22 protein-coding genes are annotated in these 25,089 nt (G+C 53.2%); 11 read left to right on the top strand and 11 right to left on the bottom strand.

The window, feature by feature from the left end; translation table 11 throughout:
• Positions 1-9: 9 nt before the first annotated feature.
• The 6 genes from yeaG (at position 10) to GC087_RS10890 (ending at position 8,760) form a co-directional block, all read left to right on the top strand.
• Entirely contained in the window at positions 10-1,944 is a 1,935-nt protein-coding gene (gene yeaG, locus GC087_RS10915; RefSeq protein WP_006119423.1) for a protein kinase YeaG, read from the top strand.
• Between the two features lie 93 nt (positions 1,945-2,037).
• Positions 2,038-3,312 carry a YeaH/YhbH family protein gene (locus GC087_RS10910; protein WP_006119424.1) on the top strand — a complete coding sequence of 425 codons (1,275 nt, stop codon included), beginning with the start codon at positions 2,038-2,040 and terminating at the stop codon, positions 3,310-3,312.
• A gap of 248 nt (positions 3,313-3,560) precedes the next feature.
• Positions 3,561-5,288 (top strand): potassium/proton antiporter, encoded by a 1,728-nt coding sequence (locus GC087_RS10905; protein WP_033741886.1) that lies wholly within the window; start codon positions 3,561-3,563, stop codon positions 5,286-5,288.
• Positions 5,289-5,365: 77 nt separating this feature from the next.
• Positions 5,366-5,599 (top strand): DUF1480 family protein, encoded by a 234-nt coding sequence (locus GC087_RS10900; RefSeq protein ID WP_033741887.1) that lies wholly within the window; start codon positions 5,366-5,368, stop codon positions 5,597-5,599.
• Positions 5,600-5,978: 379 nt separating this feature from the next.
• On the top strand, positions 5,979-7,445 hold the full coding sequence (gene wbaP, locus GC087_RS10895; protein ID WP_324030548.1) for an undecaprenyl-phosphate galactose phosphotransferase WbaP: 1,467 nt from the start codon (positions 5,979-5,981) through the stop codon (positions 7,443-7,445).
• A gap of 121 nt (positions 7,446-7,566) precedes the next feature.
• Positions 7,567-8,760, top strand: a complete 1,194-nt coding sequence (locus tag GC087_RS10890) for a multidrug effflux MFS transporter (protein ID WP_058708072.1) — start codon at positions 7,567-7,569, stop codon at positions 8,758-8,760.
• On the opposite strand, the gene dadX is transcribed toward GC087_RS10890, so the two are convergent.
• Together dadX and GC087_RS10880 are read right to left on the bottom strand one after the other, a co-directional pair.
• Positions 8,753-9,823, bottom strand: a complete 1,071-nt coding sequence (dadX, locus tag GC087_RS10885) for a catabolic alanine racemase DadX (RefSeq protein ID WP_324030546.1) — start codon at positions 9,821-9,823, stop codon at positions 8,753-8,755. The two genes, GC087_RS10890 and dadX, sit on opposite strands and share 8 nt — an antisense overlap.
• A gap of 19 nt (positions 9,824-9,842) precedes the next feature.
• Entirely contained in the window at positions 9,843-11,144 is a 1,302-nt protein-coding gene (locus GC087_RS10880) for a D-amino acid dehydrogenase (protein WP_324030544.1), read from the bottom strand.
• 502 nt (positions 11,145-11,646) lie between these two features.
• Between GC087_RS10880 and GC087_RS10875 the strand changes: the two genes are divergently transcribed.
• Positions 11,647-13,182, top strand: a complete 1,536-nt coding sequence (locus GC087_RS10875) for a SpoVR family protein (protein WP_058701813.1) — start codon at positions 11,647-11,649, stop codon at positions 13,180-13,182.
• A 39-nt stretch (positions 13,183-13,221) separates the two neighbouring features.
• Here GC087_RS10875 and fadR read toward each other — a convergent pair whose 3' ends face one another.
• On the bottom strand, positions 13,222-13,941 hold the full coding sequence (gene fadR / locus GC087_RS10870; protein WP_033741897.1) for a fatty acid metabolism transcriptional regulator FadR: 720 nt from the start codon (positions 13,939-13,941) through the stop codon (positions 13,222-13,224).
• A gap of 365 nt (positions 13,942-14,306) precedes the next feature.
• Here fadR and dsbB point away from each other — a divergent pair, with 365 nt between their 5' ends.
• Entirely contained in the window at positions 14,307-14,837 is a 531-nt protein-coding gene (dsbB, locus tag GC087_RS10865) for a disulfide bond formation protein DsbB (RefSeq protein ID WP_039343052.1), read from the top strand.
• 41 nt (positions 14,838-14,878) lie between these two features.
• Here the strand turns inward: dsbB and GC087_RS10860 are convergent, their stop codons facing one another.
• The 3 genes from GC087_RS10860 to GC087_RS10850 form a co-directional block, all read right to left on the bottom strand.
• Positions 14,879-15,325, bottom strand: a complete 447-nt coding sequence (locus GC087_RS10860) for a cysteine cluster protein YcgN (RefSeq protein WP_033741898.1) — start codon at positions 15,323-15,325, stop codon at positions 14,879-14,881.
• A gap of 63 nt (positions 15,326-15,388) precedes the next feature.
• Complete coding sequence (locus GC087_RS10855; protein WP_006119442.1) at positions 15,389-16,048, bottom strand: fumarylacetoacetate hydrolase family protein; 660 nt, start codon at positions 16,046-16,048, stop codon at positions 15,389-15,391.
• 295 nt (positions 16,049-16,343) lie between these two features.
• Positions 16,344-16,619 carry a YcgL domain-containing protein gene (locus GC087_RS10850; protein ID WP_006119443.1) on the bottom strand — a complete coding sequence of 92 codons (276 nt, stop codon included), beginning with the start codon at positions 16,617-16,619 and terminating at the stop codon, positions 16,344-16,346.
• A 154-nt stretch (positions 16,620-16,773) separates the two neighbouring features.
• Here GC087_RS10850 and minC point away from each other — a divergent pair, with 154 nt between their 5' ends.
• The 3 genes from minC to minE are packed head-to-tail and all read left to right on the top strand — an operon-like array spanning position 16,774 to position 18,591.
• Entirely contained in the window at positions 16,774-17,472 is a 699-nt protein-coding gene (minC, locus tag GC087_RS10845; RefSeq protein WP_324030542.1) for a septum site-determining protein MinC, read from the top strand.
• Positions 17,473-17,505: 33 nt separating this feature from the next.
• Positions 17,506-18,318, top strand: coding sequence for a septum site-determining protein MinD (gene minD / locus GC087_RS10840; RefSeq protein ID WP_006119445.1), 813 nt, complete (start codon positions 17,506-17,508; stop codon positions 18,316-18,318).
• A 3-nt stretch (positions 18,319-18,321) separates the two neighbouring features.
• Positions 18,322-18,591 carry a cell division topological specificity factor MinE gene (minE, locus tag GC087_RS10835; RefSeq protein ID WP_006119446.1) on the top strand — a complete coding sequence of 90 codons (270 nt, stop codon included), beginning with the start codon at positions 18,322-18,324 and terminating at the stop codon, positions 18,589-18,591.
• A 48-nt stretch (positions 18,592-18,639) separates the two neighbouring features.
• Here minE and rnd read toward each other — a convergent pair whose 3' ends face one another.
• From rnd to GC087_RS10810, 5 genes are all read right to left on the bottom strand, one after another.
• Positions 18,640-19,761, bottom strand: coding sequence for a ribonuclease D (gene rnd, locus GC087_RS10830; protein ID WP_185199377.1), 1,122 nt, complete (start codon positions 19,759-19,761; stop codon positions 18,640-18,642).
• 99 nt (positions 19,762-19,860) lie between these two features.
• Positions 19,861-21,537, bottom strand: coding sequence for a long-chain-fatty-acid--CoA ligase FadD (gene fadD / locus GC087_RS10825; protein ID WP_277284243.1), 1,677 nt, complete (start codon positions 21,535-21,537; stop codon positions 19,861-19,863).
• A gap of 206 nt (positions 21,538-21,743) precedes the next feature.
• A complete protein-coding gene (locus tag GC087_RS10820; RefSeq protein ID WP_039343060.1) occupies positions 21,744-22,337 on the bottom strand; it encodes a Slp family lipoprotein in 594 nt (197 codons plus the stop codon).
• A 60-nt stretch (positions 22,338-22,397) separates the two neighbouring features.
• On the bottom strand, positions 22,398-23,096 hold the full coding sequence (gene tsaB / locus GC087_RS10815; RefSeq protein ID WP_006119451.1) for a tRNA (adenosine(37)-N6)-threonylcarbamoyltransferase complex dimerization subunit type 1 TsaB: 699 nt from the start codon (positions 23,094-23,096) through the stop codon (positions 22,398-22,400).
• A gap of 44 nt (positions 23,097-23,140) precedes the next feature.
• Positions 23,141-25,051: a DNA repair helicase YoaA gene (locus tag GC087_RS10810; RefSeq protein WP_033741909.1), complete on the bottom strand. Its 1,911-nt coding sequence runs from the start codon at positions 25,049-25,051 to the stop codon at positions 23,141-23,143.
• Between the last annotated feature and the right edge of the window lie 38 nt (positions 25,052-25,089).

The raw sequence follows: 25,089 nt of genomic DNA, 5'->3' as shown, positions 1-25,089 counted from the left end.
GGCATCGCTATGAATATATTCGATCACTATCGTCAGCGTTATGAAGCTGCCAAGGACGAAGAGTTCACACTGCAGGAATTTCTGACTATCTGTAAACAGGATCGCAGTGCATACGCCAACGCAGCAGAGCGACTCTTAATGGCTATTGGTGAGCCAGTAATGGTCGACACTGCCCAGGAGCCACGCCTTTCCAGAATCTTTTCTAACCGGGTTATGGGACGTTACCCAGCGTTCGAAGAGTTTTACGGTATGGAGGAAGCGATTGAGCAGATCGTGTCCTATTTGAAACATGCAGCGCAAGGCCTTGAAGAGAAGAAGCAGATTCTCTATTTACTGGGTCCGGTGGGTGGCGGTAAGTCCTCCCTGGCTGAGCGCCTGAAATCCCTGATGCAACGCGTCCCTATCTACGTGCTCAGCGCCGACGGCGAGCGCAGTCCGGTCAACGACCATCCGCTGTGCCTGTTCAACCCGCAGGAAGACGCTAACATTCTGGAAAAAGAGTACGGCGTACCGCGTCGCTACCTTGGCACCATTATGTCGCCCTGGGCCGCCAAACGTCTGCATGACTTTGGCGGGGATATTACACGCTTTAAAGTCGTTAAAGTCTGGCCGTCGATTCTTGAGCAGTTAGCCATCGCCAAGACAGAGCCGGGCGATGAGAACAACCAGGATATCTCTGCGTTGGTCGGTAAGGTCGACATTCGCAAACTTGAAAACCACGCGCAAAACGATCCTGATGCCTACGGTTACTCTGGCGCACTGTGCCGGGCCAACCAGGGCATCATGGAATTCGTTGAGATGTTTAAAGCGCCGATTAAGGTTCTGCATCCTCTGCTTACTGCCACGCAGGAAGGAAACTACAACGGTACGGAAGGGATTTCAGCCCTGCCGTTTAACGGCATCATCCTGGCGCACTCAAACGAATCCGAATGGGTAACCTTCCGCAACAATAAAAATAACGAGGCTTTCCTCGACCGTGTTTATATTGTTAAAGTGCCTTACTGCCTGCGCGTGTCAGAGGAAATTAAGATTTATGAAAAGCTGCTGAACCACAGTGAGCTGTCCACTGCGCCATGTGCACCTGGCACGCTTGAGACGCTGGCGCGCTTCTCTATCCTGTCGCGTCTGAAAGATCCGGATAACTCGAGCATCTACTCGAAAATGCGCGTTTACGATGGTGAAAGCCTGAAGGATACCGACCCGAAAGCGAAATCCTGGCAGGAGTACCACGATTATGCGGGCGTGGACGAAGGCATGAATGGCCTGTCGACGCGTTTCGCCTTTAAAATCCTGTCACGCGTGTTTAACTTTGACCATGCTGAAGTTGCCGCCAACCCGGTGCACCTGTTCTATGTGCTGGAACAGCAGATTGAACGTGAGCAGTTCCCACAGGATCAGGCGGAAAAATACCTTGAGCATCTCAAAGGCTATTTAATTCCTAAATATGCGGAGTTTATTGGCAAAGAGATTCAAACGGCTTATCTGGAATCCTATTCCGAATATGGTCAGAATATTTTCGACCGTTATGTAACTTATGCGGATTTCTGGATTCAGGATCAGGAGTATCGCGATCCGGATACCGGACAATTATTTGACCGTGAATCGCTGAATGCCGAGCTGGAGAAAATTGAGAAGCCTGCCGGGATTAGTAACCCTAAAGATTTCCGTAATGAAATTGTCAATTTTGTGCTGCGTGCAAGAGCGCATAATAATGGCAGAAATCCCAACTGGACCAGCTATGAAAAACTCCGTACGGTCATTGAGAAAAAGATGTTCTCCAATACCGAAGAGCTGTTGCCGGTTATCTCGTTCAACACCAAAACCTCTACGGATGAGCAGAAGAAACACGACGATTTTGTCGATCGCATGATGGAAAAAGGCTATACCCGCAAACAGGTTCGCCTGCTGTGTGAATGGTATCTGCGCGTGCGTAAATCGTCCTGATCAAAGTCTGTAAGCAAACCGGTGCGGGACAGCACCGGTCATATTAAGGTCGGGTCAGCCCGGCCTGCTTGCAATGTAGTTTGGGGGAACATCATGGCCTATTTTATCGATCGCCGACTGAACGGTAAAAACAAGAGTGCGGTTAATCGCCAGCGCTTCTTACGTCGTTACAAGTCGCAGATTAAGCAGTCGATTTCCGAGGCCATTAACAAACGCTCGGTAACCGACGTCAGCAGTGGCGAATCCGTCTCTATTCCCGTAGATGATATCAATGAACCCATTTTTCATCAGGGGCGGGGTGGACAACGTCATCGCGTTCATCCAGGCAATGATCACTTCGTGCAAAATGACCGTGTTGAACGCCCACAAGGCGGGGGCGGTAGCGGTTCAGGTCAGGGAAATGCCAGTCAGGATGGTGAAGGTGAGGATGAATTTGTTTTTCAAATTTCCAAAGATGAATATCTGGATCTGCTGTTTGAGGATCTGGCGCTGCCCAATCTGCGGAAAAATCAGCACCGCCAGTTGAATGAGTACAAAACGCACCGTGCCGGATTTACCTCGAATGGCGTTCCCGCCAACATCAGCGTGGTCCGTTCTTTACAAAATTCCCTGGCCCGACGTACTGCGATGACGGCAGGTAAGCGCCGCCAGCTCCATGAGCTTGAGGATGCCCTCAGCGAAGTAGAAAAGTCTGAGCCCGCTCAGTTACTCGAAGAGGAACGCCTGCGCAAGGAGATTGCCGAACTGCGCGCGCGCATTGACAGAGTGCCCTTTATTGACACCTTTGACCTGCGCTATAAAAACTTCGAGAAGCGGCCCGAGCCTTCCAGTCAGGCGGTCATGTTTTGCCTGATGGATGTCTCCGGCTCAATGGATCAGGCGACGAAAGATATGGCAAAACGCTTTTATATTTTGCTCTATCTGTTCCTCAGCCGGACTTATAAAAACGTCGAGGTGGTCTACATCCGCCATCATACTCAGGCAAAAGAAGTCGATGAGCAGGAGTTTTTCTATTCGCAGGAAACCGGCGGCACCATCGTCTCCAGCGCACTGAAACTGATGGATGAGGTTGTGAAGGAGCGCTACGATCCGGCGCAATGGAATATCTACGCCGCGCAGGCGTCGGATGGTGACAACTGGGCAGACGATTCACCGCTCTGCCACGAGATTCTGGCAAAAAACCTGTTGCCGGTGGTGCGTTACTACACCTACATCGAGATAACACGTCGCGCGCATCAGACCTTATGGCGCGAATACGAACATCTGCAGTCAATGTTCGACAACTTTGCGATCCAGCACATCCGGGAGCCCGAAGATATTTATCCTGTGTTTCGTGAGCTGTTTCACAAACAGGCAATGGAAGCCTGAGACACTAAGCCGACGCCCAGTCGGCTTTTTTTATTGTATTTATAACCTCTTAAAATGCGGTCTTGCCTGCTGCAAGCTATCTAACTCCCCTATTAGCCTTGTTAACTGGGATTATCCAGTGCATTAGCAATTAAGATAAATTGCAAAATGACAATGACAACTCATTGATAAAACATTATCTTGCAGACATAGCATGGATGTTTCTACACCTTAGTTAACATTGTCTGCCGTATCTCAGGAGACCGCGTTTGAACCACACTATTGTTTATAGTCTTTTCATTATTGGATCCGTGCTGGTTGCGTCGAGTATCTTGCTCAGTTCCTTTTCGTCCCGATTGGGCATTCCTATCCTGGTGATTTTTCTGGCGCTGGGCATGCTGGCCGGCATTGACGGTATTGGCGGCATCGCATTTGATAACTATCCGGCGGCCTACCTGATCTCTAACCTTGCCCTGGCAATCATCCTGCTGGACGGCGGCATGCGCACCAAAGCCAGCTCCTTTAAGGTGGCGCTCGGACCGGCCTTATCACTGGCAACCGTAGGCGTGATCATTACGGCAGGCCTGACTGGCATGGTCGCGGCCTGGCTGTTCAGGCTCGATATGATGCAGGGCTTCCTGATTGGTGCGATTATCGGCTCCACCGACGCGGCAGCGGTATTTTCCCTGCTCGGTGACAAAGGTCTGAATGAACGTGTCAGTGCCACGCTGGAAATTGAGTCCGGCAGCAACGATCCGATGGCGGTGTTTCTGACCATTACGCTGATCGAAATGATTGAGCAGGGACGAACCGGTCTGGACTGGATGTTCGTGGTGCATCTGATTCAGCAGTTCGGTCTGGGGATTGTCCTCGGTCTGGGCGGTGGCTGGGCCCTGCAGCAACTGATTAACCGCATGAATCTGGCTCCCGGCCTGTATCCCTTACTGGCACTGAGCGGCGGCATTCTGGTCTTTGCGCTGACCACCGTGCTGGAAGGCAGCGGCATCCTCGCCGTCTATCTGTGCGGCTTCTTACTGGGTAACAGCCCTATCCGCAACCGTTTCGGCATTTTGCAGACCTTTGACGGTATGGCCTGGCTCAGCCAGATCGGCATGTTTATCGTACTGGGATTGTTAGTCACGCCCTCCGACCTCTGGCATATCGCTGTTCCGGCGATGATTCTGTCCCTGTGGTTAATTCTGGTGGCACGTCCGCTGTCGGTGTTTATCGGCCTGTTACCGTTCCGTGGCTTCACGGCGCGGGAGCGTATCTTTATCAGCTGGGTCGGTCTGCGCGGAGCAGTGCCGATTATCCTGGCCGTCTTCCCGATGATGGCCGGTCTGGAGAATGCCTCGCTCTATTTTAATATTGCGTTTTTCGTGGTGCTGGTTTCCCTGATGCTACAGGGCACCTCGCTGGGCTTTGCGGCGAAGAAAGCCAAAGTGGTGGTTCCGCCTACCGCCTCTCCGATTAGCCGTATCGGGCTGGATATTCATCCGGAGAATCCGTGGGAGCAGTTCGTCTATCAGCTCAGCGCCGACAAATGGTGCGTGGGCGCGGCGCTGCGGGATTTACAGATGCCACGTGAAACCCGTATCGCCGCACTGTTTCGGGATAACGTGTTAATGCACCCCAACGGCGCAACGCGTTTAAAAGAGAATGACGTGATTTGTGTGATTGGCCGTGAGCGCGATCTGCCTGCGCTGGGCAAAATGTTCAGTCAGTCGCCGCCTGTCTCGCTGGATCAACGTTTCTTCGGCGACTTTATTCTGGATGCCGACGCGCGACTTCATGATGTCGCGCAGATTTATGGCCTTGAACTCGACGAAGATACGAACGCGCAACAGTCGCTGGGTCAGTTGATGATGAGTATGTTAGGCGGGGCACCTGTGGTCGGTGACCAGATAGAATGGAATCAACTGACATGGACGGTAGCGGAGAAAGAAGATAATCATATTGTTAAAATTGGCGTGCGCCCCAATGAAGACAAAGAATAATCTTATTTAAATAGCGCGGTTTAATTAGCTGAATTGCACTACGCTTTTATAACATTCAGTTAAAACGGGAGTTATCCATGAGTCACGTGGTTAAAATTGGTCGCTATGAAATTGTTGATGCGGAATTCAGCAGCGAAGACCCGGTGACGGTGAGTATTCCCTGCCACACCAATCCCGGCCTGAGTTATCAGCTTGACGGCTGGGATCAGGAAACCAGCGTACCGGCCTGGATCGACGGTAAAGAAGTGATATTAGCGATCGGTCATTACGATAAACAACAAGACCGCTGGGTATTAAAAAAACCCGCGTAAGCCCGGAGGATTACCGCCAGTCAGCCCGTTTGGCGGTAATTCCTAAAAATGGACCTGAATATCTCCGTGCATCACGCTTATCTCTGATACAATATTCTGCATATCAATAACTTAAACAAAACCCGCGCGATTATCCCCTGACTTTTTAAGAATTATTCCGTATTAACTCTGTCAAACATCTCCTGCATACTCTTCTCCAGTGCTGCATTTTTACGTGACTTGTCTCACGTTTAGAGAATCTGTTTTTTGCAGCGTCAATGGCTCTAATGACTGTAACAAACTGAAAACGTCCCGGTTTCGGGTTTTCAGTCGTTAACCCCTGAACGCGTACTTGATTCTGGTCAGGCCATCTTTTACTTCATTAAAGAGAGCAGGTTTTATGGCAAGTACAATTGTAATGAACAATGCGACTCGCTCGTGGAGCGGTCTTCGTAAAAATATTCTTGTAAAGCTTGCGTTAAGTTTTTCAGATCTCATTGCGCTGAATTTAGCGCTGTTTCTCTCTGCCGCGACCGTGCAGGGAATTTGGGGCGACCTTGATGCCTTTATTCCACCCCATCAAATTGAGAACCGTTTTATTGCGCAGTTTATTATGTCGGTGCTTTGCACCGGTTGGTTCTGGATGCGCCTGCGTCACTATACCTACCGCAAACCTTTTTGGTTTGAACTGAAAGAGATTGTTAAAACCCTCGTCGTGTTCTCTCTGCTGGATCTGGCGTTAATCGCCTTCTCCAAATGGGACTTCTCCCGCATGGTCTGGGTGTTCAGCTGGAGCTATGCCCTGCTGTTGCTGACGTTAATGCGTGCAGGCGTGAAAAGCGCGATTAACCGGGCCGGACAATGGCAAAAAGAAACCATTATCATTGGCTCGGGCCGTAACGCTACCGAAGCTTACGCCGCATTACAAAGCGAGGAGATTCTCGGGTATAACGTTCAGGCGTTTATTTCCGTTGAAGACGCACCGCTGCAGCAGAGCGTTAATGGTGTGCCTGTTATCTCCGCCAACGATATTAACTGGCAGACCATCGACCGTGACAATGTGCAGTTCATTGTGGCAATGGAATACAAACAGCAGCCTGAGCGCGACCGCTGGCTGAAATTCTTGTCTAAAATGAACTGCCGTTCCGTGTCGGTTATCCCAACATTACGCGGTGTACCGCTTTACGGCACAGACATGTCCTTTATCTTCAGCCATGAAGTGATGATTCTGCGCGTCAGCAATAACCTGGCGAAGCATTCGTCACGCTTCCTGAAACGGGGATTTGATATTGTGGTAGCTTCGCTGCTGCTGCTCTTCCTGGCACCGGTTTTTGCCTTACTTTGCTATATGGTGAAGCGTGATGGCGGTAATGCCATTTATGGTCACGAGCGCGTGGGTCAGGATGGCAAGAAATTTAAATGTCTGAAGTTCCGTTCGATGGTCACCAATTCCAAAGAGGTGCTGGAAAACCTGCTGGCGACCAGCGAAGAAGCGCGTCGCGAATGGGACAAAGACTTCAAGCTGAAAAATGATCCGCGCATTACCCGCATCGGGGGCTTCCTGCGCAAAACCAGCCTGGATGAGTTACCTCAGCTCTGGAACGTGATTCGGGGTGAAATGAGCCTGGTCGGCCCACGTCCGGTTATCGAAGCGGAACTGGAACGTTATGCCGGCGACGTGGATTACTATCTGATGGCGAAGCCCGGGATGACCGGCCTGTGGCAGGTGAGCGGACGTAACGACATTGACTACGATACCCGTGTCTACTTTGATTCCTGGTATGTCAAAAACTGGGCGCTGTGGACGGATATTGCCATCCTGTTTAAAACAGCCGGTGTGGTATTACGCCGCGACGGCGCGTACTGATTTAGCCTGCGATGCCTGTTTCAGACAGGCATCGCCATTTCGCTGGTAATTCGCTTTCCTTTTGCTTTATTAATCATTACCCTCTTCCCTCGCTTTATCGTACGTTTACCCTCTGGTTGCTATGCAAAAATATACCCTGTTGCTGTTAAGCCTGGTGCTCCTGGCGCCTTTAGGCATCGATCTCTATTTACCCACGCTGCCGCAGATCGCAGAAGGTCTGTCAACACCGGTGACGCTGATACAAACAACGATCCCCCTTTTCCTGCTGATAATGGGACTGGGTCAGCTGGTGAGCGGCCCGCTGGTCGATAACTATGGGCGTAAACCTATTGCGCTGCTGGGCCTTACGCTCTACATAGCGGGCAGCGCCATTGCGGCCACCGCCACCTCCTTCCCGCTGTTCCTGCTGGCCCGCGTCGTACAGGGCTGTGCAGTATGTTGTAGTGCCGTCGTTGCGTTCAGCGGCGTACGCGACCGGTTAAGTGGTGATGATGCCGCCCGGGCTTATGGCTTTCTGAATGGCGCACTGAATATCGTGCCCGCACTGGCACCGTTGCTGGGTGGACTGCTGGCCAGCGCCTTTGACTGGCGCGCGCCCTTCTGGTTCCTGTGTACTTATGCCGCCATCGTGATGCTGATGGTCATTATCTGGCTGCCGGAAACCCGTCCGGCCGATACGCTGCGTGTAAAAGGGCTTCCCGTTAATCAGTATGCCGCCATTTTACGTCAGCCGCGCTTTCTGGCCTTTGCCTTTGCGAATGCGGGCGCACTGGGCATGGTGCTGACGTATGTTTCGCTGGCGCCCCACATTCTGATGACCGAGGGCGGCCTGTCGCCTCTGGCATTCTCTTTTGCCTTTGGCGCGAATGGCTTTTGGATCATGCTGGTGAGCGTGGTGGTAAACAAGGCGATTCGTAAGGCGGGCAGGCCATTTTGCCTGGCGATGGGTTGCCTGACCATGCTACTGGGTGCTGGCCTGCTGCTGGCCGGTATGACACTGCTGCCTGACAGCCTGCAGTCACACTGGGCGCTGTATATGTTCCCTGTCGCCGTGGCCGTGGCCGGACTGGCCTTCACCGTCGGCCCGGCCACCAGCTATGCGCTGGAACCTTACCAACAGCAGGCTGGTGTCGCATCGGCGTTACAGGGTTTTATTCAGATGGCAGGCGGTGCAGCGGGGAGTTTGCTTATTGTCGCCCTGCCACTGGCAGAGAAAATGTCGCTGGCGTTGATGATGCTGCTGGGTGCAGCGCTGGCGTTCCTCGCCTGGCGCTGCAGTAAAAACATGCACAGCCGGATTACAGCGATTAAATAACGTTCACCGGAACGCGTGGGGCCAGGGCACACATCAGCTCATAACCTACCGTTCCGGCCGCTTTTGCTACCTGATCGATTTTGACATTGTTTCCCCACAGCTCGACAGGTGAACCAATGCCCGCCTGTGGGCAGGGTGTTAAATCAACGGTAATCATATCCATCGACACCGCACCCACGACCTGCGTCAGCACGCCATCAACAAAAACCGGCGTCCCGTTGGGCGCATGGCGAGGATAACCATCGGCATAGCCACAGGCGACAACACCTATTCGCTGCGGCTGGGATGCCCGGTAGCGATAGCCATAACCCACGCCATACCCGGCCTGAAGTTGCTGCACACCAATGATTTCACTGGACAGGGTCATCACCGGCTGAAGTCCACTGCTGGCCACGTCCTGCCAGTCACCGCTGGGTGACGCACCATACAAAATGATCCCCGGTCGCACCCAGTCCCGGTGCGCCTCAGGATGCCACAACGTACAGGCCGAATTGGACAGCGAGACCGGGCTGTCCAGCCCTTCGGTGGCGTCGGCGATTCGCTGTAGCGGCACCACAATGCCGTCGGGATTCTCGGCATCAGCGAAATGAGCCATCAACGTAATATCCCCGACGTTTTCCAGCGCACGCAGTTTATGCCAGATGCCATTTACCTGTTCAGGGCGAAAGCCCAGTCGGTTCATACCGCTGTTTATCTTCAGGTAAATATCGACAGGCGCCGAGAGCGTCGCATTGGCCAGGGCATGAATCTGCCAGTTGCTGTGCACGCTGGTCGTCAGACGGTAACGATCGATTAAGGTCAGATCGTCAGGGTGAAAAAAGCCTTCAAGCAGCAGGATGGGTTTCTTCCACCCCTGCTCCCGCAGCAGAATGGCTTCTTCCATATTCAGTAACGCGAAGCCATCGGTGCTGGACAGACTTTCCCACACGCGGGCAATGCCATGGCCGTAGGCATTGGCTTTCACCACAGACCAGACACGTGATGCGGGGGCCGCACGACGCACAATGGCCAGGTTATGTCGCAACGCCTGTTGATTGATGGTTGCGACAATTGGACGTGACATACTTCCTCTCCCTGAAGGCTTAACGTGTAGCGTTAACGTTACGAAGCGGTGATCGGCTGGCCGCAAAACCAGGCAAATAACGGAAGACCGTGAGATCGTCCGATGCAATCGCTGGCGACGTGCCGGAAATGACATCAGCCAGTAACTGACCGGAGCCACAGGCCATTGTCCAGCCCAGTGTGCCGTGTCCGGTATTCAGATAAAGATTGGACAGCGGCGTCGCCCCGACAACCGGCGTACCGTCTGGCGTCATAGGACGCAGGCCTGTCCAGAAACTGGCCTGGCTGACATCACCCCCTTCAGGATAAAGATCTGTAACCACCATCTCCAGCGTTTCGCGACGCGCTTCAGGCAGTTTGGTGTTAAAACCCACAATTTCTGCCATACCGCCGACTCGAATACGGTTATCAAAACGTGTGACGGCCACTTTGTAGGTTTCGTCCAGGATGGTGGAGACGGGTGCCGCATCGGCATTCGTCACCGGAATCGTTAAGGAATAGCCTTTCAGAGGGTAGACCGGGATATCCACAATATTTTTCATCAACGCGGTGGACCAGGAGCCCAGCGCAACGACGTAGCTGTCGGCTTTAATCACCTCATCGCCGCACTTCACACCGTAAATCCGGTTACCGTCGCGCAGCAGCTGATCGATGGGTGTATTGAAGCGGAAGACCACACCGGCTTCCTCGGCCATTTTGGCCAGACGCTGGGTAAAAAGCTGGCAGTCGCCGGTTTCATCATTTGGTAACCGCAGACCGCCGGTAAGTTTATGCTGCGTCGCCGCAAGGGCAGGCTCAACGCTGGCCAGCTGATGCGACTCCAGTAATTCATAGGGCACGCCGGCCTCGCGCAGAACGGCAATGTCTTTGCTTGCGCTCTCGAATTGCTGTTGCGTACGGAATAACTGGAGCGTGCCGCCCTGTCGGCCTTCATAGGCAATGCCCGTTTCGGCGCGGAGGGCCTTCAGGCAATCGCGGCTGTATTCAGCAAGCCGGACCATGCGACTTTTATTCTGCTGGTAGTGCTGTATGTCACAGTTACGCAGCATATGCCACATCCACTCAAGCTGAAAGCGGCTGCCATCCAGCCGGATGGCCAGAGGCGCATGACGCTGAAACATCCATTTCATCGCCTTAAGCGGCACACCGGGTGCAGCCCAGGGCGCCGCATAGCCTGGCGAGATCTGCCCGGCATTTGCCGCGCTGGTTTCCATGGCGGGTTGAGGCTGACGATCGATCACGGTGACCTGATGGCCGGCGCGCGCCAGATACCACGCGCTGGTTACGCCCACAACCCCACTACCAAGAATAACTACGTGCATAAGTACCCCGCGAAAATAAAAAGCATAATCCACTATTCACCGGTTAACATTCAGAGTGATCACAAAGTGGAAACATCCTTTACACAATCCATCCATTTCACCTCTTTTTGCGCCTACAGGTAACTAAAATCATTTCACGCCCTCAAATTCAGAGAATTATGCGTCCTTTATTAAAAAATCAGGCATAAATGACACCAGTTCTGGTTAATTATGCCTTTCACAGGAGAATCCTTCATAATCTCCCTCCCTGCAAAAAGCCAGCATTTAATGCTGAAAAGTAACAGCTATTCAGTGTGTAGAGCTATTTAATCCCAGCGCGGTAAACCTGAAATGATTTTTCTGCCAAAGAATTCGTTTGAGTTCCCGGATCGGATAAGCGACAGTGAACTATCATTGATCTGTTCACTCAGTTTTTTTGGGTTCCTTTCTCAGGAAGAGCCTTAAATAAATCGTAACGGGCAACGCGTCAGGGTGAGTCCGTTCGCCAAAACAGAGGTGCGCTATGACAACAATCTTTGACGATTCCATCATGGACAGCAAACGACTCAGCGACGGGCCCGACTGGACATTCGAGTTACTGGATGTCTATCTCGCTGAAATCGACCGCGTAGCGAAACACTACGGTCTGGATACCTACCCGCACCAAATTGAAGTGATTACCTCCGAGCAGATGATGGACGCCTACTCCAGCGTCGGTATGCCCATCAACTATTCGCACTGGTCGTTTGGCAAAAAATTTATTGAGACTGAGCAACGTTACAAGCATGGGCAGCAGGGTCTGGCTTATGAGATCGTGATTAACTCTAACCCCTGCATCGCCTATCTGATGGAAGAGAACACCATGACCATGCAGGCGCTGGTTATGGCGCACGCCTGCTATGGGCATAATTCCTTTTTTAAAAATAACTACCTCTTCCGCAGCTGGACCGATGCCAGTTCCATTGTGGATTACCTGTTATTTGCCAGAAATTACATTGCCGACTGCGAAGAACGCTATGGCGTTGAAGAAGTGGAGCGCCTGCTCGATTCATGTCACGCCCTGATGAATTACGGTGTGGACCGCTATAAGCGCCCGCAAAAAATTTCCCTGCAGGAAGAGAAGGCCAGGCAAAAAAGCCGCGAAGAGTATCTGCAAAGCCAGGTCAATACCTTATGGCGCACCTTACCGCGGCGTGAAAAAGAAGCCACGCATTTTGAAGCGGCGCGCTACCCTTCTGAACCACAGGAAAACCTGCTCTACTTTATGGAAAAGAACGCGCCGCTGCTGGAGCCGTGGCAGCGTGAAATTCTGCGCATTGTGCGTAAGGTGAGCCAGTATTTTTACCCGCAGAAACAAACTCAGGTGATGAATGAAGGCTGGGCGACCTTCTGGCATTACACCATCCTGAATCACCTCTATGATGAAGGCAAAGTGTCAGAACGCTTTATGATGGAGTTCCTGCACAGCCATACCAACGTAATCTATCAACCGCCCTACAACAGCCAGTGGTACAGCGGTATCAATCCGTATGCACTGGGCTTTGCCATGTTCCAGGATATTAAACGTATTTGTCAGTCGCCGACGGAAGAGGATCGCTACTGGTTCCCGGATATTGCCGGTTCTGACTGGCTGAAAACCCTGCATTTCGCGATGCGTGAATTTAAAGATGAAAGCTTTATCAGTCAGTTCCTGTCGCCTAAGGTCATGCGTGACTTCCGGCTGTTCACTGTGCTGGACGACGACCGCAACAATTATCTGGAAATCGCCGCGATCCACGACGAGTCCGGCTATCGGGCCATTCGGCAGCAGCTTTCGGCACAGTACAACCTGAGTAATCTGGAGCCCAATATTCAGGTTTACAATGTGGACTTACGGGGTGATCGTTCCCTGACGCTGCGCTACGTGCCACAAAGCCGTGCACCACTCGATAAGAGCCGTCGGGAGGTGCTTAAGCACGTGCACCGCCTGTGGGGCTTTGATGTGATTCTGGAACAGCAGAATGAAGATGGCAGCGTCGAACTGCTGGATCGCAATCCGCCGCGCAATGTTCCCCTCTAAAACAGGCATAAAAAAACCGGACGCGCAGTCCGGTTTTTTTTAGCGCTTAGCGCCTAAGTCGTTCGGCATACTCTTTTGCATCGAATGCCAGATATCTCCACTCTGGCGTCCGTAATGCCGGACACACTCCACGATTTCATCCTGAGTGGGCTGTTTGTCACACAGGTCGAGCAGTGTCAGATAAAACTCGCGGGCGACTTTACGGGCTTCCGGATTGGAGAAATAGTGCCGCCCAACGCGCGTATACAGTCCTTTCAACCCATTCAGGATCAGGCCATAAATCGGATTGCCCGAGGCGAACGCCAGGCCGCGAAACACCCGATAATCGAGTTCCGTGTAACTGTCCACCTGATCGTCGGTTTGCGCGACGGCCTGCAGCACCTCACGCGCCTTCTCAGGATAGTGGCGCAGCGCGCGGCTGATAAAAATAGAAGAAATATTGGTGCGCACCGACAACAGGTTATCGATCAAAGCCGGTACACTATCGTGGTCCAGACGCGCCAGGGTTTCCAGAATGTTCAGACCCGACGTTTCCCAGAAATCGTTAACGCGCGTGGGCTTGCCATGCTGAATGGTTAACCAGCCGTCTCGCGCCAGGCGTTGTAACACTTCACGTAACGTTGTACGCGTTACGCCAATCAGTTCAGAAAGCTCACGTTCGGCAGGAAGGATCGATCCGGGTGGAAAACGGCTGTTCCAGATGCTTTCAATAATATACTCTTCAGCAAATCCGGCTGGACTCTGCGCCTTAATAACCATAACTGTGTGTTCTCATTGCTTTCTGGATCGTAATGGGCACTCATCATACCAGAGCGCCTATAGCGGATATAGCCTTGTCAACGATTAAAAATGCGGTTCAGCACAAAAATAAGACAGATTACCGTGCTGCGCCATACGTGCGAGGATGCCTTAGGTTACGCCCTGAAAACCGCCTCGGGCAGCAGCGCGTTGATGAATAATCCGCCGAATGAGGCAGAAGGTGTCAGCCGCATTCGCAAACAAACAAAGAATTAATCTGGATCAGGGCCAGGTTAGGTTTGCACACGATTTTTTCTTACCACAGGATGGCGCGCCGCGTCTTTTGGTTTACACTGCGGGGCATTAACGTTTACAGGGAATGCACTATGTTGCGATATTTAAACCAATGTTCGCGGGGTCGCGGTGCCTGGTTATTATTGGCCCTTTCCGCTCTGGCGTTGGAACTGACAGCATTATGGTTTCAGCATGGTCTGGGCTATAAACCCTGCGTCATGTGTATTTACGTGCGTTGCGCGCTTTTTGGCGTGATGGGCGCAGGCATCCTTGGCTTCCTGATGCCACGTTCGCCGGTTCGACTGGTGGCGATTGTGTTATGGATATACAGCGCATGGGAAGGCCTGCGCCTTTCTTACGAACACACCATGATCCTGCTGCATCCGAATCCCTTTGTAACCTGTGACTTTGCCGCCCGCTTTCCCGCCTGGTTGCCGCTGGATAAATGGTTGCCATCGGTATTTGTCGCCAGCGGCGATTGTTCGGAACAGGCCTGGCGCTTCTTATCACTCGCCATGCCACAGTGGATGATCGGCATCTTCGCGGCTTATCTGCTGGTGGGTGTGCTGGTGTTGCTTGCTCAGCCGTTTAAACCTAAACGCCGCGACTTATTCGGTCGTTAATCCGTTAAAAGGCTGCCAGGGGCAGCCTTTATCGTCAGGACTTAGCCATTCCGGTCAGGGCGATCGATAATATGATCTTCCCAGTCGCGCACTTCACTTTCCCGCACTGCAATGTAACGTACAGAAATTCGCTGCGCATGCATCGCATTTTTTGAGCCCGTCAGCAGCGGATGCCAGGCAGGCAGCGGCTTCCCCTCGCCCAGTAAACGGTAGGCACAGGTACGCGGTAACCAGTCAAAGGTGGTCAGATTTTCGCGCGTCAGCTTGATACAGTCTTCTTCATATTCAAAGCGACGCGCATAGTTACGGCACTGGCAGGTTTTGATGTTGAGCTGATTACAGGCGACATTGGTGAAATAAATTTCATCCGTGTCCGCGTCCTGAAGTTTGTTCAGACAACACTGACCACAACCATCACACAAGGATTCCCATTCCTCATCGCTCATTTGTGCCAGGCGTTTGTGTTGCCAGAAAGGGGTTTCAGTCATGATGATTGTCCAGATTTAGCGTAAACCGCACCTTATAAAGCGATCAGCACGCTGATGCAAGTTTTACAACACGCGCGTACTGATTCCGTGACCGGCAAAGGAGACTTCCAGCGTGTCGCCTGACCGCATTGGGCCCACCCCTTCTGGCGTACCGGTCAAAATGACGTCGCCAGCATGTAGCGTAAAATACTGACTCATATGGGCAATCAGCGGCAGGATTTTGTGAATCATATCTGACGTATTGCCATCCTGACGGACTTCCCCGTTTACCACCAGCTTCAGATCGGTATTCTGGGGATCGCCCGTAAACTCCGCGACCGGTATGAAACCTGACAGCGGACAGGCGTTATCAAATGCTTTTGCTTTTTCCCAGGGTTGTCCGGCTTTTTTTAAGCCCGCCTGCAGATCGCGCAGCGTCAAATCCAGCGCCACACCATAACCGGCAATGGCTTTCGCCACGTGCGCTTCGCTGGCCTGTTTTAGCGTGGTGCCGATCAACACCGCCAGCTCGACTTCATGATGCACTTCACCAAAGGCATCAGGAATGGATAAAGGCTGCCGCAGATCGCACAAGGCCGAAGCCGGTTTAATAAAGATAACCGGTTCGGTCGGCGTCGCACTGCCCATTTCTTTAATGTGTTTCGCATAGTTGCTGCCCACGCAAACCACTTTGCTGACGGGATAATCTAACAAAGCGCCTTGCCAGTTACGATGCTGATACATGCTAATCCCCTGTTTCATGATGCCGGACGGTCAGTCTCCGACGGTTAAAAGCATACAGGGCAGCACCGCACAGCGCTCCCCTGCGTAGCCATTGCGATGATTTAACCTGACAGATGCGCAGGAATTGTCAACCTGCCCGCCAGGCTATTTGTGCGTCAGTACAGGAAAACGCGGTGCGGCAGGTTACCGGGAAGGGAAAAACAGCGGCGCTGCACAATTAATATTCAGCGCGGGTGCAAAATATAAATTTGCCGTTCACTGCCGCACATCAATAATATTAACGGAACAATCCGAGTTAATCTTTTTTGTCCGCCTCAAGATGGGTTTTTAACAAACTTTCAATCGGCGGAGGAATTTGCAAATAATATCCCTGCTCGCTTAACCCCTGCTTAACTTTATTGATGTCGGCGTTGGCCAGCTTGTCGCGTTGGGCAAGGTTAATCACCATGGCCAACTGCGGTTTACCAAAGCCTTTCAACAGCGCGTCAGGCACGCGCGAAAAATCGTCTTTTTTTTCAACATAAAGATAAGTCTGGTCACGGACGGGACTTCTGTAGATCACACAAAACATATTTTTTACTCGAATTAACCCGCGCTGAGGCTTGTTTGAATATAGCGCTAACTATAACATGCTTGCAGTACTTCGAATATTCGCCGATCGCGCTTTAACGATGCTTTTATCATCGCTTAGCACAGGGTAGTAAAACAGGACTGAGTCGGGACAGATGCCGCAATCGCCAATCGAATTTAAGGGAAGCAGTTTTACCTTGTCTGTTGTTCATTTGCATCACCATGAGCCAGAGGTGATCCGCAAAGCGCTTCAGGACAAAATTGACCAGGCACCCGATTTCCTGAAAAACGCACCAGTGGTGCTGAATGTTGCGGCACTCAATGCCGTCGTAAACTGGAAACAGATGCTGCAGGCGGTAAGCGCTACGGGACTGCGTATTGTCGGTGTCAGTGGCTGCAAAGACGAGGCGTTGAAAAAGCTGATCGCCCGTGCCGGTCTGCCGGTGCTGGCAGAGGGGAAAGAGAGCCAGAAACGTGAGGAGCCAAAACCTGAACTCAAACTGGTTGCTGCGGAACCTCTGGCCGCGAAGACACGCATCGTCAATACACCGGTCCGTTCAGGCCAGCAAATCTATGCCCGTAATGCGGATTTGATTGTGACCAGTAGCGTCAGTGCCGGTGCAGAACTGGTCGCTGACGGCAATATCCATATTTACGGCATGATGCGTGGTCGGGCGCTGGCAGGCGCCAGCGGCGACAGAGAATGCCAGATTTTTTGTACCAACCTGTCCGCAGAGTTGGTTTCTATCGCCGGGGAGTACTGGATTATGGATCAGATCCCCGAAGAATATTTTGCTAAAGCAGCGCGGCTTTGCCTTCAGGATGGCGCGCTGACTATCCAGACACTTAATTAGGCCCCTTTTCTTTCGTTAAGGAAATCAATATTTATGGCACGCATTATTGTAGTTACATCCGGTAAAGGGGGCGTTGGTAAGACCACGTCAAGCGCGGCCATCGCCACCGGTTTAGCGCAGAAAGGCAAGAAAACGGTTGTCATCGACTTTGATATCGGCCTGCGTAACCTTGATTTGATCATGGGCTGCGAGCGCCGGGTTGTTTATGATTTCGTGAATGTTATTCAGGGTGATGCCACGCTGAATCAGGCCCTGATCCGCGACAAGCGCACTGAGCAGCTGTATATTTTGCCTGCCTCACAAACCCGTGACAAAGACGCGCTGACCCGCGAAGGCGTCGAGAAAGTCCTGAATGATCTTGCGGAGATGGAGTTCGATTTTATTGTTTGTGACTCCCCTGCGGGCATTGAAACCGGTGCGTTAATGGCGCTCTATTTTGCCGATGAAGCCATCATCACCACCAACCCGGAAGTCTCTTCGGTTCGCGACTCTGACCGTATTCTCGGTATCATTTCGTCCAAATCACGCCGTGCGGAAACCAGCCAGGAGCCGGTTAAAGAGCATCTGCTGCTGACCCGCTATAACCCGGGTCGTGTTAACCGTGGCGATATGCTGAGCATGGAAGATGTGCTGGAAATTCTGCGCATACCGCTGGTCGGCGTCATCCCGGAAGACCAGTCTGTGCTGCGTGCCTCAAACCAGGGTGAACCCGTGATTCTGGACGCGGAGTCCGATGCGGGTAAAGCCTATGCCGATACCGTTGAACGGTTGCTCGGTGAAGTTCGCCCCTTCCGCTTTATTGAAGAAGAGAAGAAGGGTTTCCTGAAACGCCTGTTCGGGGGATAAACCATGGCATTACTCGATTTCTTTTTATCCCGGAAGAAGAACACTGCCAACATAGCCAAGGAACGGCTGCAGATTATTGTGGCAGAACGGAGAAGGGGCGACAGTGAGCCCCACTATCTTCCGCAACTCAAGCGCGACATTCTGGACGTGATTTGCAAGTACGTGAAGATTGATCCGGACATGGTGACAGTTCAGCTTGATCAGAAAGGAGATGATATCTCGATTCTGGAACTGAACGTCACCTTACCTGAAACGGAAGACGTAACGAAATGACGCGTCTGGTTTCCTGAGATTCCCCTGCGCAGTAGCAGGGGAATTTTTTTATATCTCGGCAAGTATCTCGCTAATGCCGGGTTTCATAAGCGCACCGCGCCAGCCTGCCAGCAGTTCGGGCTCACGGTTCTGTGGCTTTAATCCCCAGTGCTGACTCAACACCTGATTAATCTGTCGACGTGATGCCAGCAGTTCCTGGCTTAATCCGCTCTGTTCACTGACCTGCTGTACCAGTGCTTTAATCGCTTTAAAAGCCCGTTTGTAATGCACGTGATCCACCAGATTCGCTAACGGCGGTGGTAACGCACTGTCCTCCAGCGCGGCGGCTTCAGCAACCCGCGCCAGCATTGCCCTGCCGTGGAAACGGATCTCGTGGCCGGACAGGCCCAGATGGTCTAACTCCCCTTGCGAGCCCGGCATAAAGCGCGCCACTTTCCACAGGTTTTCTTCACGCACCACAAAATTGACCGCCATGTCTTTTTCGCGGGCAACGTTAAGCCGCCATGCCGCCAGGCGCTGCAGCGCGGCCAGTTGACGCGGACGCAGTTGCCAGGCGTTGGTGATGTCCCGCCATGCGTCCTCGGGATCAAGCACATCTAAACGGCGCTGACACAGGTTTTCACATTCGCTCAGTGCCGCCGTCACGTTCCCCACCTGTTCCACCTGCGCCATCAGCTGATGCGCAATGGGCAGCAGGTAATGCACATCCGCTGCGGCGTACTGACACTGCCGCTCAGTCAGCGGACGGGCCAGCCAGTCGGTCCGGGCTTCACTTTTGTCTAATTCTACCTGAGTGAAATGCGCCACCATTGAGGCAAAACCCCAGGAAAGTGGCTGACCGCTGAACGCCGCCAGAATCTGTGTATCGATCATGGGCTGTGGCAGTACCCCAAAGCGGTGCAGGAACACTTCCAGATCTTCCCCCCCGGCGTGCAAAAATTTGGTCACGCGGGTATCCGTTAAGAGCGCAATAAACGGTGACCAGTCACGGACAGGTAACGGATCGATCAGGACTAACTGCTCGCCATCAAACAGCTGGATTAACCCCAGCTGAGGATAGTAGGTCCGGGTACGGACAAATTCGGTATCCAGGGCGACAGCCGTATGCTGGCGTGCTTTTTGACACACCTCGGCCAGGTGATCATCGTTATCGATCAGAGAATAGTTCACGTTCAGTTTCCACCGCAGCTGACAACGTGCGGTGCTCCATGTTAAAAGCAATAAAAACGCCGGACAGTGCCGGCGTTCAACCTGAATCCTGACGGCGAATCAGCTTGCGCTGGTTTTCACCTCGTCGCGCAGTTCACGACGCAGAATTTTTCCTACATTCGTTTTAGGCAGTTCATCACGAAACTCAACAATCCTGGGCACTTTGTAGCCTGTCAGTTGACGGCGACAATGGTCCAGCAGCTCTTCTTTGGTCAGCGACTGATCTTTCTTGACCACACAAACCTTCACCGCTTCACCGGACAACTCACTCGGCACACCAATGGCTGCCGCTTCACGCACTTTCGGATGCTGCATCAGGACATCTTCTATCTCATTAGGATAGACGTTGAAGCCCGAAACCAGAATCATATCCTTTTTGCGGTCAACGATGCGGATAAATCCTTCGTGATCAACGGTAACAATATCGCCGCTGTGGAGCCAGCCATTTTTCAGGACCTCTGCCGTGGCCTCCGGATGCTGCCAGTAACCCAGCATTACCTGCGGCCCACGAATGCATAATTCGCCGGGCTCACCAGTGGGGACTTCATTACCGTTTTCATCCAGAATAATGACATCCGTTGAGGGAACCGGCAAACCAATACTGCCGGTGTGGCAGTTAATGTCGTAGGGATTAACCGACACCAGTGGGGAACATTCCGTCAGCCCATAGCCTTCCAGCAGATAGTGCCCGGTCAGTTTTTCCCAACGTTCCGCCACTGCTTTTTGCACCGCCATCCCCCCGCCCGCGGACAGACGTAACGTCGAGAAGTCAAGTTTGTTAAAATTATCATCGTTGAGTAAGGCATTGAACAGCGTGTTCACGCCGGTTATCGCCGTGAAAGGATACTTCGCTATTTCTTTCACAAAAGCGGGAATGTCGCGCGGATTGGTGATCAATACGTTTTGCCCACCCAGTTCCACGAACAGCAAGCCGTTCACGGTCAGCGCAAAGATATGGTAGAGCGGCAAGGCCGTCACGACGCACTCTTTGCCGTCGCGGAGTAACTTGCCATACGTCGCCTTGGTCTGCTCAAGGTTTGCCTGCATGTTTCGGTGCGTCAGCATCGCACCTTTCGCGACGCCGGTCGTCCCGCCCGTGTATTGCAGGAATGCCAAATCATCATTACTGACCTGTGGACGTCGATACGGCATTGACGCGCCCGTTTCCAGCACATGGCGAAACGATATCGCCCCCGGCAAATGATACTTGGGCACCAGCCGCTTCACATACTTCACCACAAAATTCACCAGCGTGGCTTTTACCGGTGCCAGTTGATCCCCCATCCGGGTCAGCACCACATGTTTGACCGCCGTCTCAGCGACGACTTTTTCCAGCGTATGTGCAAAGTTCGACACGATGACGATCGCACTGGCACCGCTGTCATTTAGCTGATGCTTCAGTTCACGCGGGGTATAAAGCGGATTGACGTTAACCACGACCATGCCGGCCCGGAGCACACCAAACAGCGCGACCGGATATTGCAGCAGGTTCGGCATCATGAGTGCGACGCGCGCGCCCGGTTGTAACCTGAGTTCGTGTTGCAAATATGCCGCAAACGCCCGGCTTTTCTCATCCAGTTGGCGATAGGTCATTTTTTGACCCATGTTGTAAAATGCGGGCTGTCCGGCGTAACGCACGACAGCCTGCTCAAATAAATCGACCAGAGACGTATAACGATCAGCATTAATTTCGGCAGGGACGTCTGCCGGGTAGCGTTTCAGCCAAACCTTATTCAAGGATTCACCCCGATAATCTTGTTGTGTACTCATCGCCGCCTCAACAATCGTATTTGTTAACAATATTTTAACTGATTGTACCAGTTTGCTCTTATTGGCATGTTGAGGTTGCGAAGCCCATCACTAAATTTCGTGTTGGTTAATGATGCAAATAAAAAGCCCGGTTGCGAGCACCGCGACCGGGCCTGTTCAAAACGGATGTCACACTATTGCGTGAGGATGGTCTCGACCTGAGCCGGACCGGGGTTGTACATGCCCCAGTAAGGATTCGGCCCCCAGTAACCACCACGATGGCGCGTGGGGCCATACCAGATCCAGGGATCGAGAGGCTCTGGCGGTGACACGACCTGACGGGTCAAATGCCAGCGCTGGTAACCCCGAACGTCAACGACCACAAACGAGTAGTTTGCTTCGCCGATTTTACCGGGCTCCGTTCCCTTAATCGTGCCGAGAACGGTGACGTACTGGTCTTTGACATCCGTCGGGTCAACAAAACCGGGAATGTCGGCATAGATACGCCCTACCGAGCTGGCCCCCAGCACCGGGCGCGCGCCGTCATCCAGCGGCTGGGTCGCAATTTCCAGCCGGGTTTTGCCATTGCGGTTAATTACGTTGACCACTTTACCGCCAAAGCGCGACTCCTGGCCGACATAGAGGGCCGGATTGCTCATCACCCGCAGTAAATCCTGCTGGGGCAACGCTGAGTGACCTTTAATCGTATCCGGTACGGAAACACAACCACTTAACACCAGGGCGCAGACCAACATCACACCGGCAACGCCTCTACGACACATTGACATAGACATTCTCCTGAAGGTTGATGTTTAGAGTGCCCCGATAACAATAAGTTGCGTTGCCTGTCAGCGGCCCGGCAGTTTTTTCCATGCCACTTCATTACGCAGATAGGTTGGCTCTGCCTGTTCGGGCAACACGGTTTGCCCCTGTGCTAAGGCGCGCGCCGCCAGGGGCAACATGTCCTCAGCCGCTGGCAGCAAAACGCCGCTGTCTTTGAGCTGGAGTGCATGGCCCTGCTGCAGTACCGGCCAGGCCTGCCATCCGGTGCCGGCGGTATACCACTCCCCGCTCAGCGCCTGCATGCGCTCCAATGCGGCCTCGGGCGTAAGCACGCTTTCCGTTGCTTCCCCTTGCCAGATACCGTCCTCATCGCGCTGATATTCTGCCCAGTACACTTCACCCATGCGCGCATCAATTGCGGTGAGTACCCGACAGGCACCGTGCTGACGCCAGGCGCCCTGCGCTAGCGTGGCCAGGGTGGAAATACCCGCCATCGGTAACGCCGCGCCGAGTGCCAGCCCCTGGGCAATACCAATCCCGATACGCACGCCCGTAAAACTGCCGGGCCCGCGACCAAAGGCCAGCACATCGAGTTCGGTGAGTTCCAGTTGCTGAGCCTGCAGCAGCTCGGCGACCAGCGGCAAAATGCGCTGTGTGTGATCGCGCGGCGCAATTTCAAAACGTGCGTCACTCTCTTGCCCGTTAAGCAATGCCGCAGAACAGGCTTCTGTCGCTGTATCCAGCGCTAAAATTCGGACCGACATATCGACCTCTGAAGATTCAAAACGGCGCGCATCTTAGCACACAATTACGCGCCAGGTTGCTGATGAATAAAGGCAATAGCTTGCGCAAGATCACGCGTGCGTGGTGTGGGCGGCAGACTGCTCAGAAAAAGTGCGCCGTAGGGCCGTGACACCAGCCGCTGGTCGCAGATGACCAGAACGCCGCGGTCGTCCGTATCACGAATCAACCGGCCCACGCCCTGTTTCAGCGTAATCACGGCATCCGGCAGTTGCACATCGCTGAAGGGATCGCCGCCGCGGATGCGGCAATCTTCCATCCGGGCCTTAAGCAGCGGATCCTCTGGCGACGTAAACGGCAGCTTATCGATAATGACCAGCGACAGCGCATCTCCCCGTACATCCACGCCTTCCCAGAAGCTGCTGGTCGCCACCAGCAAAGCATTCCCTTTATCGATAAACTCTTTGAGCAACTGTCCTTTGCTGGTTTCGCCCTGCACCAGCACCGGCAATGTCATGGAGGCCCGGAACTCGGCGGCCAGCTCACGCATCATCAGATGAGAAGTGCATAAAAAGAAGCAGCGGCCTTTGTTCGCCTCGATCAGCGGCTTCATCATTTTTGCCAGCTGACGCGCGCCACCGGGGCGATTGGGCTCAGGCAGATTGCGTGGCACACACAGCAGCGCCTGCCGCGCATAGTCAAACGGGCTGTTAAGAATCAGGTTTTTTGCCTGACTGACGCCCAGTCGCTCGGCAAAGTGGTCCATCTTTTCATCTACAGCCAGGGTGGCAGAGGTAAAAATCCAGGCCGCTTTACGGTTATCCATGACCTCGCGGAAACGTTCGGCAACCGATAAAGGCGTCAGCGCCAGCACAAAGTGACGCGATGTACATTCATACCAGTAGCTAAAGCCCGGTTCGCTGATGGCACGAATCCGTTTCAGTCGCGTGCGATAGAGCGCCGCGCGCTCAAAGGCCGCATCCAGCAGGGCAGAACGCCCAAGCGAAAGTTTGATCACGTCGTAACAGAGTTCCAGCGCATCATCCAGCAGCGTAAACATGCGCATGATGTTGTTATCGCTGAGGAGGTCGCGCAGGTTGCCGCGGTAGCCCGGTTCTCCCAGCGTCAGGCGAAAGTCCTGGGCACACTGGGCCAGACGGTCAGCGGATTTTTGCAACTGCTGAACGTCCCGCACTTCCGTGCGGTAGGCGATAATGATGTCTTTGGCGAGATCGGCTAACTGACGACTCGACAGCTGCTGACCAAAATACTGACTGGCGATATCCGGCAGTTGGTGCGCTTCATCAAAAATCATGACGTCCGCTTCAGGGATCAGTTCCCCGAATCCGCCCTCTTTTACCACCAGATCGGCCAGGAAAAGATGGTGGTTGACCACGACGACATCGGCGTCCATCGCTTTTTTACGTGCTTTAACGACGAAACAGTCTTTATAAAGGGGGCAGTCGCTGCCCAGACAGTTGTCGTTGGTGCTGGTAACCAGCGGCCAGAGCGGACTGTCTTCGGTGACGCCGGCACAGGTGCTGATATCGCCATCCGGGGTTTGCGAGGCCCAGCTGCGGAGCGTGACAAAATCCGTGAGAGCCTGAACGCTCATATCGCCCCCGGTCGCGGACTGCTGCTCCATACGCTCCAGGCACAGATAGTTGGACCGGCCTTTAAGCAGCGCAGTTTTACCGGTAAACGTAAGCGCTTTCGCAATGGTGGGAAGATCGCGCGCGTAGAGCTGATCCTGCAGGGCTTTTGAGCCCGTTGACACGATCACCTTTTTCTTCGCCCGCAGCGCCGGAGCAAGATAAGCGTAGGTTTTACCGGTGCCGGTCCCCGCTTCGACGACCAGTTCACCCTGATTCTGTACCGCCTCGGTGACCGCCTGCGCCATTTCACGCTGGGCCTCACGCGGTTTAAAGCCCGCAATGCCTTTTGCCAGCGCGCCATCAATTGCAAAATCGTCTGCCACGTACCCTCTCAATTACGGCCGAAAACACTGTATATTAT

Origin of the sequence: Pantoea sp. JZ2, assembly GCF_035191405.1 — a bacterium.
Lineage (GTDB): Bacteria > Pseudomonadota > Gammaproteobacteria > Enterobacterales > Enterobacteriaceae > Pantoea > Pantoea stewartii.
This window is presented reverse-complemented; position numbering and strand designations above follow the sequence as displayed.